The sequence below is a fragment of the Pseudomonas sp. PH1b genome, from assembly GCF_000633395.1.
GTDB lineage: Bacteria > Pseudomonadota > Gammaproteobacteria > Pseudomonadales > Pseudomonadaceae > Aquipseudomonas.
The window spans coordinates 1-14,045 of the sequence record NZ_AYMU01000013.1; the positions used below are offsets into that span (position 1 = coordinate 1).

The window sequence follows — 14,045 nt, forward strand, 5'->3', positions numbered from 1 at the left end:
GCTTTTTTCATGCACGGGCGAAACCTGCAGGAGCGGGCTTGCCCGGGAACGCCAGGCCCTACTTGAACCCCAGTTGCCGCCAGCCTTCATAGACCGCCACGGCCACGGTGTTGGACAGGTTGAGGCTGCGACAGCCTTCGCGCATCGGCAGGCGCAGGCGCTGTTCGCCCGGCAGGGCCTCCAGGACCTCAGCAGGCAGGCCGCGGCTTTCCGGGCCGAACAGGAAGGCGTCGCCTTCCTTGAAGCTGGCGTCGTGGAAGGGCCGCGAGCCCTTGGTGGTGAAGGCGAACAGGCGAGGGTGGCCGAGGCTTTCCAGGCAGCTGGCAAGGTCGGTGTGACGCTGCAGGGTGGCGTATTCGTGGTAGTCGAGGCCGGCGCGGCGCAGGCGCTTGTCGTCCATTTCGAAACCCAGCGGCTCGATCAAATGCAGGTGGCAGCCGCTGTTGGCGCACAGCCTGATAACGTTGCCGGTATTCGGCGGAATTTCTGGTTGAAAGAGGATGACGTGAAACATGCACGGCTCCGAAGAGAAAGACAGGCTGCATTCTACGCCTGAAGCGTACTCGCGGCCGAAGCTAATGCTGCGGGTGTTCGGCTCCCTGGCGATCGCCGGGATGATGGTGGGCCTGATGATCGGTCGCCTGACCCAGCCCGATCCCGTCGAGTTGCAGCAGGTTGAAGTCGCCCCCGATGGCCTGGTGTTGTGGTTCAACCACGAGCCCAAGCTTCACGGTGAACATGTCGATGGCGCCGTAGCGTTGCTGATCGATGCCCAGGGGCATCGGCAAAACGGCCAGTTGCAGGTCAATCGGAAGCAGGTGAACTGGCGAATCCGCCTGGCGGACCAGGGCCTGTTGCTGAACCTGGTGGCGGCCCGGCCGTTGCGCGGTGATTGGGGCGGGGATGAGGTCGATGGGCGCTGGCGCCTGACGATCCACCTGCGGGAGGAATAAAGAGGGAATCCCCGGCCTGCCTGTACCGAGGTTCCCGAAAGCCTGGCCCGTCGCTGTGGGCGAGATGGGCCGGGTGTTAAAGAGGGAATCCCCAGCCTGCCTGTACTGAGGTTCCCGAAAGCGTGGCCCGTCGCTGTGAGCGGGATGGGCCGGGTGTTAAAGAGGGAATCCCCGGCCTGCCTGTACCGAGGTTCCCGAAAGCGTGGCCCGTCGCTGTGGGCGGGATGGGCCGGGTGTTAAAGAGGGAATCCCCAGCCTGCCTGTACTGAGGTTCCCGAAACGCTGGGCCCGTCGCTGTGAGCGGGATGGGCCGGGTGTTAAAGAGGGAATCCCCGGCCTGCCTGTACCGAGGTTCCCGAAAGCGTGGCCCGTCGCTGTGAGCGGGATGGGCCGGGTGTTAAAGAGGGAATCCCCAGCCTGCCTGTACTGAGGTTCCCGAAACGCTGGGCTCGGCCCACGGTGCGTGCCGAACCCGGTATTAAAGCGGGGAGTCCCCGGCCTGCCTGTACCAAGGTCCCCGAAACTGGGTAGTGAGAGGGTTATTGCAGGGGGCGTGCCAATTTTGCCGGGGGCGGGTTCAACTGCCTGGATAAACAGCACAAAGCCCCGTATTCCGGGGCTTTTGCGTTTTCGAAGGAGAGGTTTTCAGATGTGGAACCCAGGTTTTGCCTGTGCCCGATTGCGCTGCGTTGCGCCTTCTGGCAGTGCATGCAACCCATCCTGGTGCACGCTGGACCTTGTTGTAGGAGCCGGCTTGCCGGCGAAAGCGCTTGTCAGCGCGTTGCAAGGGGCAAGGGCCTCTTCGCTGGCAAGCCAGCTCCTACGCAGGGGGGAAGGCTTCAGCCTTCTTCTCCCTCATCCTCGTCGCCACCATCGACCTTCATTCCCAGTTCCTTGATCTTGCGGGTCAGGGTATTGCGCCCCCAGCCCAGCAGGACCGCTGCATCGCGCCGGCGACCGGCAGTGTGCTTGAGGGCTGTCTCGATCATGATCCGTTCGAAACTCGGCACGGCGCTGTCCAGAAGGTTCGATTGGCCCCGGGCCAGGGCCTGGTCGGCCCATTGGCGCAACGCCTGTTCCCAGTTGGTCACGGGGGCCGAATCCTGGGGCAGGCTCAGCAGCTCCGGCGGCAGGTCGCTGATGTGCACTTCGCGCCCCGAGGCCATCACGGTGATCCAGCGGCAGGTGTTTTCCAGCTGGCGCACGTTGCCGGGCCACGGCAGGTTCTTCAGGTATTCCTCGGTTTCGTTCTTCAGCAGCTTGGGTTCCACCGCAAGTTCCTGGGCGGCGCGGCTGAGGAAGTGTCGGGCCAGGGTCGGGATGTCTTCGCGACGGTCTGAGAGGCGCGGGATATGGATACGGATCACGTTGAGGCGGTGGAACAGGTCCTCACGGAACTTGCCGGCGTGCACCAGGGTTTCCAGGTTCTGGTGGGTCGCGGCGATGATGCGCACATCGACCTTGACCGGCGTATGCCCGCCGACCCGGTAGAACTCGCCATCGGCCAGGACGCGCAGCAGGCGGGTCTGGGTTTCCGCCGGCATGTCGCCGATCTCGTCGAGGAACAGGGTGCCGCCATCGGCCTGTTCGAAGCGTCCGCGGCGCAGGTTGGCCGCGCCGGTGAAGGCGCCTTTCTCATGGCCGAACAGCTCGGACTCCATTAGGTCCTTGGGGATCGCCGCCATGTTCAGGGCGATGAACGGCGAGGCTGCCCGCGGGCTGTGGCGGTGCAGGGCGTGGGCCACCAGCTCCTTGCCGGTACCGGACTCGCCGTTGATCAACACCGTGATGTTGGAATGGCTGAGACGGCCGATGGCTCGAAACACCTCCTGCATCGCCGGCGCTTCGCCGATGATCTCCGGGGTGCGGGTCAGGGGCGGGGCGACCTCCAGGCCTTGTTGTTCCTGGGCGTGCTGGTTGGCGCGCTTGACCAGGGACACCGCCTCATCGACATCGAACGGCTTGGGCAGGTACTCGAAGGCGCCGCCCTGGTAGGAGGCGACGGCACTGTCCAGGTCGGAGTGGGCGGTCATGATGATCACCGGCAGGCGCGGGTGCTGTTCGCGAATCCGCGCCAGCAGGTCGAGGCCGCTGGCCCCGGGCATGCGAATGTCGGAAATGATCACGTCGGGAGCCTGGCGGGCCAGGCGGCTCATCACCCCGTCGGCACTGTCGAAGCTCTGGGTGGTCATGCCTTCCTGCTGCAGGGCTTTTTCCAGGACCCAGCGGATAGAACGGTCGTCATCGACGATCCACACGGTTTCACTACGGCTCATGTCGATGGGGCTCCTTGTTCCAGTGGCAGAAAGATCGAGAAGGTGGTGTGGCCGGGATGGCTGTCACATTCGATCAGGCCCTGGTGCTGGCTGATGATGTTCTGGGTAATGGCCAGGCCCAGCCCGGTACCGTCCGGACGGCCACTGACCATGGGGAAGAAGAGCGTGTCCTGCAGCTCGGCGGGTATCCCCGGGCCGTTGTCGATGATCTCGATCTTGGTCACCAGGCGATGGCGCACATGGCCGATGGTGAACTGGCGCATGGTGCGGCTGCGCAGGGTGATGCGCCCCAGGCGCAGTCCATTCTGGCTGCTGATGGCCTGCATCGCGTTGCGCACGATGTTGAGCACCGCCTGGATCATCTGCTCGCGGTCGATCAGTACGTCGGGAATGCTCGGGTCGTAGTCCCGGACCAGGGTGATGCAGCCCTGGCTTTCGGCCTCCACCAGGCTGCTGACCCGCTCCAGCACTTCATGGATGTTGGTCAGCGCCAGGGACGGCAGCTTGTTCGAGCCGAGCATGCGATCCACCAGATTGCGCAGGCGGTCGGCCTCTTCGATGATGACGTTGGTGTAGTCCTTGAGGCTTTCCTCGGGCAGTTCCCGGGCCAGCAGTTGCGCGGCGCCGCGAATCCCGCCCAGGGGATTCTTGATCTCGTGGGCCAGGCCGCGCACCAGCATCTTGCTGGTTTCCTGCTTGGACAGCTGGGCCTCCTCCTTGGTGATCCGCAGCAGGCGGTCTCGGGGGTGCACTTCCAGCAGCAGCAAGGTGGCGCCATTGCTGAGGATTGGCGTCACTGCATAGTCGACGGTCAGGGTCTGGCCGGTCAGGGCGGTGAGCATCGCCTCGCGCTTGGTGAAGGGGTGCGCCTGTTCCACGGCCTGGCGCAGGGAGCTCAGGGCTTCGGCCGATTCGGTGAACAGTTCGCTGATGAATTGCCCATGGCTGCGTTGGCCACTGATGGCCAGGAGCATTTCCGCCGCCGGGTTCATGTACTCAAGGCGCAGGTCGGCGTTGAGCAGGATGGTGGCGGTGGTCAGGTTGTCCAGAAGCAGACGGTGCAGTGGATCGCTGATGGTCATGGGTAGACGTTGACCTCTTTTGAAGCAAGACGATTCAGGGCCGGCCCCGAAATGCGCGCACGGGTTAAGCGCTGATGTGGAGAAAATGCAAAAACCAAACCAAGGCTCCGAAAAGAAGCGTTCGAGCCTTGAAACAGGCGTTTCAAGCCCAATTGCGTGGCGCTTTGCCAGCTCTGGCGGGTATTTTCGAACCAAAATGGGCTGGCAATGGTTCCGGGGCGCATGGTGTTGCACCAATATAGTGCATGATTCCCCAAGGTGCTCGCCGGGTGCGCAGCAGCAGCGGAATCAACGCCCGTTTTTCAGCGGTGGCTGACGGGGAGCGGGTTTAGAGTGTTCGGACTCGATGTTTCAGGATTCAGGATGGAGCCATGGAAAACGCCACTTTGCTGTTCCAGCTTCCCGACGACGACACGCTGTACCAGGCGCTGCTGGAGCGTGATCCGGCCTATGAGGGCTTTGCCTACGTCGGGGTGAAAAGCACCGGTGTGTTCTGCCGCCTGACCTGTGCGGCGCGCAAGCCCAAGCGTCAGAACAGTGTGTTTTTCAGCTCCATCAAGGGCTGCCTCGAAGCGGGTTTCCGTGCTTGCCTGCGCTGTCGCCCCCTGGAGCGGGCCGGGGCCCAGGAGCCCTGGGTCAAGACCCTGCTCGACGCCCTGGAGCATGACGCCGAGCGCCGTTGGTACGAGGGCGACCTGATCCGCCTGGGGCTGGACCCCTCCACCGTGCGGCGGGCGTTCAAGCGTTACTTCGGGGTGACCTTCCTGGAAATGGCCCGCCTGCGCCGCATGGGCCAGGGCATGCAGCAGTTGGCTTCGGGGGAGCCGGTGATCGAGGCGCAGCTCAGTGCCGGCTTTGATTCCGACAGCGGCTTTCGCCGGGCCTTCACGCGCCTTGCCGGCCAGCCGCCATCAAACCTGCGGGGGCGCGAGCTGCTCAAGGTGGATTGGCTGCAGACCCCGATCGGCGTGATGCTGGCGGTGGCCGACGCTCAGGTTTTGCATCTGCTGGAGTTCTTCGATCGTCCGGCCCTGGCCGCCGAGTTGCAGAGCCTGCAGAAAAACAGCGGTTCGAGCATCGGCTTCGGACGCTTTGCCCCCATCGATCAGATCGAGGCGCAATTGCAGCGCTACTTTGCCGGGGAGTCTGGAGACTTCACGACGCCCCTGGCGATGAACGCCTCGCCTTTCACCCGCACGGTCTGGCAGGCATTGCGGGCGATCCCCCTGGGCAGCACCTGCAGTTATGCCGAGGTGGCGAGCCGGATCGGCTCGCCCTCAGCGATACGTGCGGTGGCCCGGGCCAATGGGGCCAACCCGATCGCCATCGTGGTGGCCTGCCACCGGGTGATTGGCAGCGACGGCTCCCTCACCGGCTATGGCGGTGGCCTGTGGCGCAAGCGCTGGCTGCTGGAGCACGAGCGCCGGATGCGCCTTTCCCAGGGAGAGTCAGCGAGCGGCTTGTAGCTGGTTCAGGCAAGTGCCTGCGGCCGGTTCCGTCGGGGCGTCGGCAGCGTGCTGAGGGGGCACCTGCCCGGCCTGCCGGGCCAGCTCATCGGCATCCGCCTGCTCCGCTGTGGACAGCTCGGAGGCGTTGTGGCCGATGCGCTTGAGCAGCAACAGCATGCACACCAGCGAGACCAGGGTGTAGCAGGCCGAGGCGATGGCCACGCCGACGATGCTGCCGGTGCTGTTGAGGATGCTCTGGGCCAGCACCGGGGTGGCGCCCCCCACCAGCAGTGAGCACAGCTGGTAGGAGATCGACAGCCCGCTGTAGCGCACCCGGGTCGGGAAGGCCCGGGCCAGGATACCGCCCACCGCCCCGTAGAACATCGAGTGCGGCACCGTGGCCAGGCACATGCCGAGCACGGCAATCCAGTAGGTGCCGGTCTCCACGGCGAAGAACATCATCGGCATCAGCAGCAACTCTGGCACCACCATCAGCACCATCGCCTTGCGCATGTCGATTCGCGATACCAGTACTGCGCCCAGGGGCTGGGTGATGAACTGCACCACCAGGGCGATGACGATCACGCTGAGGAAGCTGCCCTGGCTGTAGCCCAGTTCCTTGGTGGCCCAGGACAGGGCGAAGGTGCTCTTGAAGTAGGTGACATGGATGATCGGCAGCACCCCGGCGCCCAGCAGCACGATGCGCCAGTGGCTGCGCAGGACTTCGAGAATCGGCAGTTTGACGGTCTTTTTCTGCTCGATCAGGCGCTTCATGTCATCGGACTCCTCGAGCTTGAGGCGGATGATCATGCCGACGATCACCAGCACCGCCGAGAGCAGGAACGGAATGCGCCAGCCCCAGAGCAGGAAGTCCGGCGCTGGCAGGGCGCTGAGGCCGAAGAACACCAGGGTCGCCAGCAGGTTGCCGGCCGGAGAGCCTTGCTGGGCGAAGGCGGCATAGAGGATGCCCTTGCCCTTGGGCGCGCTTTCGCTGGCGATCAGGATTGCCCCGCCCCATTCGCCACCCACGGCGATGCCCTGGATGATTCGCAGTGTCACCAGGGCGATCGGCGCCCAGATGCCGATCTGCAGGTAGCCGGGCAGCAGGCCGATGCAGGTGGTGGCCACGCCCATCATGATCAGGGTGATCACCAGGGTGGTCTTGCGGCCGATCTTGTCGCCCATGTGGCCGAAGATGATGCCGCCGATGGGGCGGGCGATGAAGCCGGCCCACAAGGTCAGGAAAGACAGCAGGGTGGCGGTGCCCGGGGGCAGGTCGGCGGGGAAGAACACCTTGCCGAACACCAGGGCGGCGGCGATCCCGTAGGCGTAGAAGTCGTACCACTCGATGGTGGTGCCGATGAACGAGGCAACGCCCGCCTTGCGGGCTTTCTTGTGGGCGGCAGCTTCCAGGGCGGCGGTCATGTTCAACTCCTGCTTGTTATTTTTATAGGCACCGGCGGCGGGCGCATGGACCTCATGCACGGTCCGACCGCTGGCAGCCTATACAGGCGGGAATCGAAAAATATAATGATTAAATCTTATGGTTTGATACGTGATTTCGTATCGCCAGGCGAGGCTCAAGGCCCCGTGGTTACGGGTGGCAGCAGGGACTTGAGCGTGCCGAGGAAATTCTCGGCGGCGGCCGATGGCTTGGCCTCCAGGCGAATCGCCAGGATCTGCGAAGGCGCGCCCGGGCCTTCGATCTCGCAGTAGCGCACCCCCGGCTGGCCGATCATCGCCAGGGTCTGGGGCACCAGCGCCACCCCCATCTCATGGGTGACCATTGCCACCACGGTTTGCCAGAGCCGGGTTTCGTGACGGATGCGCGGGCTGAAACCGGCCGCTACGCAGCGGGCGATGATCAGGTCGTGATAGTGCGGCGAGACTTCCCGGGGAAACAGGATGAAGTCGTCGTTGGCCAGTTGTGCCAGGTCGATGCGCGACACCTGGGCCAGTCGGTGCCCCAGGGGCAGGCAGCACAGAAAGGGTTCGGCCAGCAGCGTTTCGCTGTGAATGCCGGCGGCAAAGGTGCCGCCATGCACGAAGCCGAGATCGATCTGGCCGCGCTGCAGGGCCTGGGCCTGGTCGGCGCTGTTCATTTCCATCAATACGATCTCGGTGTCCGGGTGGTCGCGTTCGAAGGCCTTGACCGCCTGGGGCAGCCCGCGGTGCAGGATCGAGTTGACGAAGCCCAGGCTCAGGCGTCCGGCAAAACCCTCGGCCGAGCGCTGGGTCAGGCGTCGTGCCTGCTCGGCCCGCAGCAACAGGTAGCGCGCCTCCTCCAGCAACACCTGGCCGGCATTGGTCAGGCTCACGGACTTGTTGTTGCGGTTGAGCAACTGGATATCCAGCTGCCCTTCGAGTTTCTTGATGTCGAAGCTCAGTGCCGGTTGCGAGATGCACAGGCGGCTGGCGGCACGCCCGAAGTGCAGCTCTTCGGCCACCGCGACGAAGTAGCGCAGTTGTTTGAGGTCCATGGCGATCCCGGCTTCTACGATATTGTTTTCTTATCGTAGTTGATGAATTTTGTATTAGATACTTATCGATGGCGGCTCTAGTCTCGGCCTACAAAAATCAGGAGACGCGCCATGACCGCCGAGCCCCGCCCCATTGAAGACAGCCTGAACATCCCCGACAGCCGGGGCATCAACCTTTTCCAGTGCGATGCCGGCCTGGCCGCGTTGCTCAAGGTTTACCTGCCGCCCTCGGTCTATCAGCAATGGCTGCCCAGCCTGCAGCGCCTGGGCGCCCGGGCCGGCGCTGAACTTGATGTACTGGCCCTGTCCGCGGACAAGCACCCGCCGGTGCTGCAGCCGCGCACCCGCCGTGGCGAGAACCTGCAGAGCATTGCCAAACACCCGGACTACGTCGCCCTGGAACGGGTGGCCTACGCCGAGCTGGGCCTGGCCGCCATGAGCCATCGGCCCGGTGGCCCGCCGCCGTTGATCAAGTACGCCCTGACCTACCTGTTCGTCCAGGCCGAGTTCGGCTTGTGCTGCCCGGTGAGCATGACCGACTCGCTGACCCGGACCCTGTGCAAGTTCGGTACGCCGGAACTGGTGGCGCGTTACTTGCCATCCTTGCAGTCCCAGGATTTCGAGCAGTTGTTCCAGGGGGCGATGTTCATGACCGAACAGGCTGCCGGCTCCGATGTCTCGCGTACCGAAACCTGTGCCCGGCTGGAAGACGGCCAGTGGCGCCTGTTTGGCGAGAAGTGGTTCTGCTCCAACCCGGATGCCGACCTGGCCATGGTCCTGGCGCGGCCGCAAGATGCGCCCGCGGGCATGGCCGGGGTCAGCCTGTTCCTGCTGCCGAAGGTGCTGGCGGACGGCTCGCGCAACCACTACCGGATCCAGCGCCTGAAGGACAAGCTGGGCAGCCGCTCCATGGCCAGTGGCGAAATCACCCTGGAAGGCGCCAGCGCCTATTTGATTGGCGAGGTGGGCCGCGGCTTTCAGCAAATGGCCGACATGATCAACATGTCGCGACTGTCCAACGGCGTGCGTGCGGCGGGGCTGATGCGGCGCGGCCTCAACGAGGCCCTGTTCATCGCTCGCCAGCGCAAGGCGTTCGGCAAGCACCTGATCGAGATGCCGCTGATGCAGCGGCAACTGCTGAAGATGATGCTGCCCACCGAACAGGCGCGCTCGATGTTCATGCAGATCGCTACCCTGCTGCCACGGGCCGATGGCGGTGACGAGACGGCGCGCAAGTGCGTGCGCATCCTCACCCCGTTGATCAAGTTCCGCGCCTGCCGGGATGCCCGCCGAGTGACCGGCGATGCCATGGAGGTTCGGGGCGGCGTCGGCTACATCGAAGAGTGGAGCGATGCCCGTCTGGTACGTGATGCCCATCTGGGGTCGATCTGGGAAGGCACCAGCAATATCGTCGCCCTGGACATTGCCCGGGCGGTGACGCGCGAGCAGGCATTGGAACCGCTGCAGGGGTATCTGGCCGGGTTGCTCGCCGAAGCCGATTTGCCCCAGGCCAGCCGCGTGCTGTTCGACTCGGCCCTGCTGCGCAGCGTGACCTGCTTTCACAACGTGGCGCAACAACGCCGGGACGAGCAGGTGCGCCAGGCCGGCAGTGTCCTGTACCACCTGGCCAGTGCGATTTTCATGGCCTGGGAAGCAACGCGCCAGGCGCCGGACTATCGGCGCCTGGCCCTGGCGCACCTGGTGCTGGTGCACAAGGTCCTGCCCCGTGACCCCTTGAATCTGGATGCGCCAATCGACGCCGAGCTGCTGGCGCGCCTGGCCACCGAGAGCCCGCTGTCCCAAGCCGAAGCCATGCGCCTACTGCCGGCCTGAATGACCTTTGTGCAACTCACCGGAGTACTTTCATGACGCTTGCCCAAGGGGCCCTGACGGGCCTGAAAGTCATCGACCTCAGCCGTGTGCTCGGTGGTCCCTACTGTTCCCAGGCCCTGGCCGACCATGGCGCCGAAGTGATCAAGCTGGAGCCCCTGAGCGGCGACGAAACCCGGGGCTGGGGGCCACCTTTCGAAGGCGCCGACGCTTCGTACTATCGCGGCGTCAACCGCAACAAGCAGGGAATCGCCGTCGACCTGTCCCGCCCCGAAGGCCTGGAGTTGCTGATGCAACTGCTCGAAGGGGCCGACGTGCTGATCGAGAACTTCAAGCCCGGCACCCTGCGACGCTGGGGCATCGGTTATGCCGAAGTGCTGAGCCAGCGTTTTCCGGCGTTGATCCACTGCGCGGTTTCCGGCTTTGGGGAGGATGGTCCCCTGGGCGGCTTGCCCGGCTATGACGCGGTGATCCAGGCCATGGCCGGATTGATGAGCGTCAACGGCGAGGACGAGGGTGGGCCGTTGCGCATCGGCCTGCCGATCGTCGACATGGTCACCGGCCTGAATGCCCTGGCGGGGATTCTCCTGGCGCTCAACGAACGTCAGCGCAGCGGCCTGGGCCAGTCCCTGGACATTTCCCTGTACGACTGTGGCGTTTCGTTGCTGCACCCGCATTTGCCGAACTATTTCGCCGCCGGCAAGACCCCGCGGCGCACCGGCAACGCCCATCCCAACATCGCTCCGTACGACAGCTATCGCACGGCTGGCGAGCCGATCTTTCTCGCTGTCGGCAACGACCGCCAGTTCACCCGCCTGTGCCAGGAACTGGGAGCCTGCGAGTTGCTGGATGATCCGCGCTTCGCCAACAACGGCCAGCGCTCGGTCAATCGCGAGGCCTTGAAGCAACAGCTGGAACGGCACCTGCAAGCCCATGATGGTCCCTCACTGGCCCAGCGGTTGATCGGCCTTGGGGTGCCTTGCGGTTCGATTGCCACCGTCGATCAGGTCGTGGCTCATCCCCACACCCGGCACCGCGGCCTGCTGGTGGAGATCGACGACTACCGGGGTATTGGCTCTCCGGTGAAGCTCTCGCGTACCCCGGCCAGTTACCACAGTGCCCCGCCGACCCTGGGGCAGCATACCCGTGCGGTGCTGGAGGGGCTGGGGCTGGATGAGCCGACCATCGCCGCCCTGCTGGCCAGCGGTGTGGTACGGGGTTGAGGCCGGCGCAGGGTCAGGGCCGGCGGGCTCGCAGCAGAGTGAAGGTGAGGTCCGGACTCTGCTGCAAGACTTGCTGCTGGCCGTCGAGCACCTGGACTGCCAGGCGATGCTCGCCCCGGTCGAGGTTCACCAATGGCAGGCTTGGCCCAGGCGTGGCGAGGCCATAGGGCTTGCCGTCCAGTACCAGGCGCAGGCGGTGGGACGCCTGCAGCTCCGGTTGCAACTCCACCTGCACGCTGAAGCTGCCATTGTTGGCCCGCAACGCAGCGTGCTCTGGCACTGCGCTCAACTGCAGCCGGGCGTAGGGCCTGGGGGTGGGTGCTTGCGCTGGCGCTGTTTCCCGGGGCAGTGGCGTGGGGCTCGGCATGCGATTGACCACGGACGTCTCGATCGACGGGTGCCCGGTCTTCGGCGGCTGGTCGCTGTAGGCGCGATGGCCCGTCCCATCGGTGTACTGATAGATCTGGGCGATGGCCGGCAGGGTGATTATCCACAGCAGGCAAAAGACTGCGGCCCGCATGACAGTGCTCCCGGCCGCGAGGGCCTTCGCTGGAAAGGCTCCAGCATAGGGCGCCACACCCATTGGCGTGGCCGTGGTTAACCTTTGAACACACATAACTCGGCCGTGGCGCGGATCATCGCCAGTTGGCGCAGTGGGTCGGTGCTGCTGGTCTTGTTGGCCTGGGCCAGCCATTGCGGGCATTGCGGGTCGGTACGGTGAGGGCTGAAATCGGCCAGTTGCTGCAACAGGCGCTTTTGTAACCGATCGAGTTGCGGACGAATCTGCCCGACCAGGTCCGCCCGTGGCGTATCCGGCGCCTTGCCCTGCAGGTGCCAGGTGGAAAGCCTGGCGTACTGCACCAGTTTGTTGGCTTCGATCTGGGCCGCGAAGAATGGCTCCACCACCTCCTGGCCCAAGTGATAGGTGGCGGCCTGGCTCGCGGCCCCGGCGATCACCTGCTGTTCCCGCGGGCGGTCTTCCACGGCCTTGTGACTGTCCCATTTGCTCAGGGCCACCTGATCGGCAATGTCCAGGCGTTCGCCAATGCTGGCCAGCAGCGGGGCGAGGGCGGTCGGGGCGTCGGCGGCACGGGCGGCGGTGGCGGTGGCGAACAGACTGCAGGTCAGTGCCAGGTACAGCGTGAGGCGTGAGGGCATGGGGAGGCTCGGCTATTGTTCAATGAAGTGGCGCCCATGATGCACGCAACCGCCCTGCACCGGTCAAACCTGCATCCCTCGCCAGCCAAGACTCCGGCTATTTTGCAGGCATAAAAAAAGCCTCCCGAAGGAGGCTTTTTCATCACGCCGTTCGCGCAGGCGCTACCGGATCAGCAGCTGTAGTACAGCTCGTATTCCAGTGGGTGTACGAAGGTACGGACCTTGATTTCTTCTTCGCTTTTCAGGGCGATGTAGGCGTCGATGAAGTCGTCGCTGAAAACGCCGCCTTTGGTCAGGAACGCGCGACCTTTGTCCAGCTCTTCCAGGGCTTCCTTCAGGCTGCCGCAAACTTGTGGGATCTCTTTGGCCTCTTCAGGCGGCAGGTCGTACAGGTTTTTGTCAGCAGCGTCGCCAGGGTGGATCTTGTTCTGGATACCGTCCAGGCCGGCCATCAGCAGGGCAGCGAAGGCCAGGTACGGGTTGGCAGCCGGGTCCGGGAAACGCGCTTCGATACGGCGGGCCTTAGGGCTCGACACGTAAGGAATGCGGATCGAAGCGGAACGGTTGCGCGCCGAGTAGGCCAGCATGACCGGGGCTTCGAAGCCTGGCACCAGACGCTTGTAGGAGTTGGTCGCCGGGTTGGTGAAGCCGTTCAGGGCCTTACCGTGCTTGATGATGCCGCCGATGAAGTACAGGGCGGTGTCGGACAGGCCGGCATAGCCTTCACCCGCGAAGGTGTTCTTGCCGTCTTTCCAGATGGACATGTGCACGTGCATGCCCGAGCCGTTGTCGCCGTACAGAGGCTTGGGCATGAAAGTGGCGGTGCGGCCGTAGGCATCGGCCACGTTGTGCACCACGTACTTCAGGGTCTGGGTTTCGTCGGCTTTCTTCACCAGGGTGTTGAACTTGACGCCGATTTCGTTCTGGCCGGCAGTCGCCACTTCGTGGTGGTGAACTTCGACGGTCAGGCCCATTTCTTCCAGTGCGTTGCACATGGAGGTACGGATTTCGTGGTCGTGGTCGAACGGTGGAACCGGGAAGTAGCCGCCCTTGACGCCAGGACGGTGGCCCTTGTTACCGCCTTCGATGTCCTGGTCGGACATCCACGAACCTTGCTCGGAGTAGATCTTGAACATCGAACCGGAGATGTCGGACTTGAATTTCACCTGGTCGAAGATGAAGAACTCTGGCTCTGGACCGGCGAATACGGTGTCGCCGATACCGGTGGCCTTCAGGTGCTCTTCAGCGCGCTTGGCGATGGCCCGTGGGTCGCGGTCATAACCCTGCATGCTCGAAGGTTCGATGATGTCGCAGACCAGGATCAGGGTCGGTTCTTCGGTGAAGGGGTCCAGTACGGCAGTGCTGTCGTCCGGCATCAGGATCATGTCGGAGGCTTCGATGCCTTTCCAGCCAGCGATGGAGGAGCCGTCGAACATCTTGCCCGCTTCGAAGAAGTCTTCATCCAGCGCATCACGAGCCGGCATGGTCACGTGATGTTGAGTGCCCTTGGTGTCAGTGAAGCGCAGATCAATCCATTTGACGTCATGATCTTTGATGAGTTGAACCGACTTCGACATAGTGTCCTCCGGGTGGCT

At 64.1% G+C, this 14,045-nt stretch carries 13 protein-coding genes; 4 read left to right on the forward strand and 9 right to left on the reverse strand.

Features of this window, described 5'->3' with window-relative positions:
• Positions 1–58: 58 nt before the first annotated feature.
• Positions 59–514 (reverse strand): tRNA (cytidine(34)-2'-O)-methyltransferase, encoded by a 456-nt coding sequence (locus U873_RS0121685; protein ID WP_025130229.1) that lies wholly within the window; start codon positions 512–514, stop codon positions 59–61.
• On the opposite strand from U873_RS0121685, the gene U873_RS0121690 reads away from it, so the two are divergent.
• On the forward strand, positions 513–953 hold the full coding sequence (locus U873_RS0121690) for a hypothetical protein (protein ID WP_025130230.1): 441 nt from the start codon (positions 513–515) through the stop codon (positions 951–953). The genes U873_RS0121685 and U873_RS0121690 overlap by 2 nt on opposite strands.
• Positions 954–1,792: 839 nt before the next feature.
• Here the strand turns inward: U873_RS0121690 and ntrC are convergent.
• From ntrC to U873_RS36755, 3 genes are read right to left on the reverse strand one after another with little or no spacing between them, the layout of a single operon-like run.
• Positions 1,793–3,229: a nitrogen regulation protein NR(I) gene (gene ntrC / locus U873_RS0121695; protein WP_025130231.1), complete on the reverse strand. Its 1,437-nt coding sequence runs from the start codon at positions 3,227–3,229 to the stop codon at positions 1,793–1,795.
• A complete protein-coding gene (gene glnL / locus U873_RS0121700; RefSeq protein WP_025130232.1) occupies positions 3,226–4,311 on the reverse strand; it encodes a nitrogen regulation protein NR(II) in 1,086 nt (361 codons plus the stop codon). Before glnL ends, ntrC begins: the two co-directional genes overlap by 4 nt.
• Positions 4,308–4,535 (reverse strand): hypothetical protein, encoded by a 228-nt coding sequence (locus U873_RS36755; RefSeq protein WP_157838116.1) that lies wholly within the window; start codon positions 4,533–4,535, stop codon positions 4,308–4,310. Before U873_RS36755 ends, glnL begins: the two co-directional genes overlap by 4 nt.
• Before the next feature lie 147 nt (positions 4,536–4,682).
• Between U873_RS36755 and U873_RS0121705 the strand changes: the two genes are divergently transcribed.
• A complete protein-coding gene (locus U873_RS0121705; RefSeq protein ID WP_025130233.1) occupies positions 4,683–5,777 on the forward strand; it encodes a bifunctional transcriptional activator/DNA repair enzyme AdaA in 1,095 nt (364 codons plus the stop codon).
• Here U873_RS0121705 and U873_RS0121710 read toward each other — a convergent pair.
• Positions 5,760–7,184: an MFS transporter gene (locus tag U873_RS0121710; RefSeq protein WP_025130234.1), complete on the reverse strand. Its 1,425-nt coding sequence runs from the start codon at positions 7,182–7,184 to the stop codon at positions 5,760–5,762. The two genes, U873_RS0121705 and U873_RS0121710, sit on opposite strands and share 18 nt — an antisense overlap.
• Positions 7,185–7,339: 155 nt before the next feature.
• Complete coding sequence (locus tag U873_RS0121715) at positions 7,340–8,239, reverse strand: LysR family transcriptional regulator (RefSeq protein WP_025130235.1); 900 nt, start codon at positions 8,237–8,239, stop codon at positions 7,340–7,342.
• Positions 8,240–8,350: 111 nt separating this feature from the next.
• Between U873_RS0121715 and U873_RS0121720 the strand changes: the two genes are divergently transcribed.
• Both U873_RS0121720 and U873_RS0121725 read left to right on the forward strand, forming a co-directional pair.
• Complete coding sequence (locus tag U873_RS0121720) at positions 8,351–10,072, forward strand: acyl-CoA dehydrogenase family protein (RefSeq protein WP_025130236.1); 1,722 nt, start codon at positions 8,351–8,353, stop codon at positions 10,070–10,072.
• 32 nt (positions 10,073–10,104) lie between these two features.
• Positions 10,105–11,292: a CaiB/BaiF CoA-transferase family protein gene (locus tag U873_RS0121725; protein WP_025130237.1), complete on the forward strand. Its 1,188-nt coding sequence runs from the start codon at positions 10,105–10,107 to the stop codon at positions 11,290–11,292.
• A 13-nt stretch (positions 11,293–11,305) separates the two neighbouring features.
• Here U873_RS0121725 and U873_RS0121730 read toward each other — a convergent pair whose 3' ends face one another.
• The 3 genes from U873_RS0121730 to glnA form a co-directional block, all read right to left on the reverse strand.
• The gene (locus U873_RS0121730; protein ID WP_025130238.1) at positions 11,306–11,812 is read right to left on the reverse strand and encodes a DUF4124 domain-containing protein; all 507 of its coding nucleotides are present in this window, start codon (positions 11,810–11,812) and stop codon (positions 11,306–11,308) included.
• 77 nt (positions 11,813–11,889) lie between these two features.
• A complete protein-coding gene (locus U873_RS0121735; protein ID WP_025130239.1) occupies positions 11,890–12,450 on the reverse strand; it encodes a chorismate mutase in 561 nt (186 codons plus the stop codon).
• A gap of 170 nt (positions 12,451–12,620) precedes the next feature.
• Entirely contained in the window at positions 12,621–14,027 is a 1,407-nt protein-coding gene (glnA, locus tag U873_RS0121740) for a glutamate--ammonia ligase (protein WP_025130240.1), read from the reverse strand.
• Between the last annotated feature and the right edge of the window lie 18 nt (positions 14,028–14,045).